The 1,348-nt window shown below is 53.6% G+C and carries 1 protein-coding gene; it reads right to left on the bottom strand.

Annotation, left to right across the window (positions count from 1 at the left end; translation table 11 throughout):
• Positions 1-259: 259 nt before the first annotated feature.
• Complete coding sequence (locus tag C3418_RS23530) at positions 260-1,273, bottom strand: IS110-like element ISAeca3 family transposase (RefSeq protein WP_052815087.1); 1,014 nt, start codon at positions 1,271-1,273, stop codon at positions 260-262.
• Positions 1,274-1,348 lie beyond the last annotated feature (75 nt).

Below are 1,348 nucleotides of genomic sequence, written 5' to 3'. Positions count from 1 at the left end.
AAATCTATGGTCACCCCCTTTTTTGCAACCTTGATTTCGGGTGTTGTGGTTGGCTTGCTTAAATCTATCCGGCGTCTTGATGGAGAATGTTCTCCGCGCCACGATGAGAATCGCGCCTGACTGTCCTAAAAAGACCCTCGGCCTAGAAAGCCTATTCTTTTGCCAGGTTATCAGTCAGGCCGGTATGCCGTGCACGTCATCCAATATCACAGTCGCAAAACCAGGTGGGTGTGTCAGTACAAAAGTAAATAGGGGCGCGTCAGGTTGGCATTGCCCGAAATTCGGTATGCCGTGCCGCCAGCGCCCAAGCCGTGCGGGCCAACTTGTTGGCTAGTGCACAAGCCACAACATTCGAATGTCGCCGAGTCAACATAGACCTGACCCAATCAGCCAATCGTCCCGTTTGCCGCTCTAGCCGTTGCATATAGGCTCGTGCACATTGCACCAACAATCGTCTAAGATTTTTGTCGCCACGCTTGCTGATACCCTTCAGGTTTGCCCGGCCCCCAGTACTGTACTGGCGTGGCACCAATCCGACTGACGCCGCGAAATCACGACTACATCGATAGTGTTTTCCGTCACCGAGCTCGGCGGCCAACACGCTGGCAGTGATCGGGCCGACACCAGGGATTGTCATCAGACGCTGACCAAGATCGTCATCGCCAAGCTGGCTGGCCAGTTCCTTGTCGATCTCGGCAATTTGCTGCTCCAGATACTTGAAATGGGCATGCAGCCTCTCCAACATGGTAATCAGTCGCGCTGGTAACTCGTGTTCAGCCATCACAGAAGGCAGGCGCTTGATGGCGGCATGACCGACGGGCAGACTGATGCCAAATTCGAGTAAAAAGCCGTGTATCTGGTTCGATGCCTTAACCCGATCGCGCACAAACGATTCGCGCACACGATGCAGTGCTCCCAACGTTTGCTGGCTTTCGGTCTTGGGCGTTACAAACCGCATGGAGGGACGGCAGGCGGCCTCGCAAATAGCTTCAGCATCGATGAAGTCGTTCTTGTTGCTCTTGACGAATGGGCGCACGAATTGAGGCGAAATGAGCTTACTCTCATGCCCAAATTCAGCCAGCCGACGAGCCATGTAATGGGCTCCGGCACATGCCTCCATGACGATGGTGCATACAGGAAAAGTTGCGAGGGATTCGATGAGCTTTGTCCGGTTGAACTTCTTGCGAAGAAGAGCCTTGCCGAACCGGTCTTGACAGTGAATGTGAAAAGAGTGTTTACCGAGATCAATACCAATAAGCGCAACGTTTTCCATGATGGCCTCTCCTGAAAGAAAAACACCCTGTCAGCGTACCGCTCACAGGGTGGGGGTGACCATCTCATTAGACCC

This window comes from Aeromonas sp. ASNIH8, assembly GCF_002919855.1.
Classification (GTDB): domain Bacteria; phylum Pseudomonadota; class Gammaproteobacteria; order Enterobacterales; family Aeromonadaceae; genus Aeromonas; species Aeromonas caviae.
Note: the sequence above shows the minus strand (reverse complement) of the source record. Positions and strands in the feature narration are given on the sequence as shown.

Bases quoted from the DNA above. Each gene is read 5' to 3' on its own strand.
- C3418_RS23530 (WP_052815087.1), bottom strand. From the start codon at position 1,273: ATGGAAAACGTTGCGCTTATTGGTATTGATCTCGGTAAACACTCTTTT.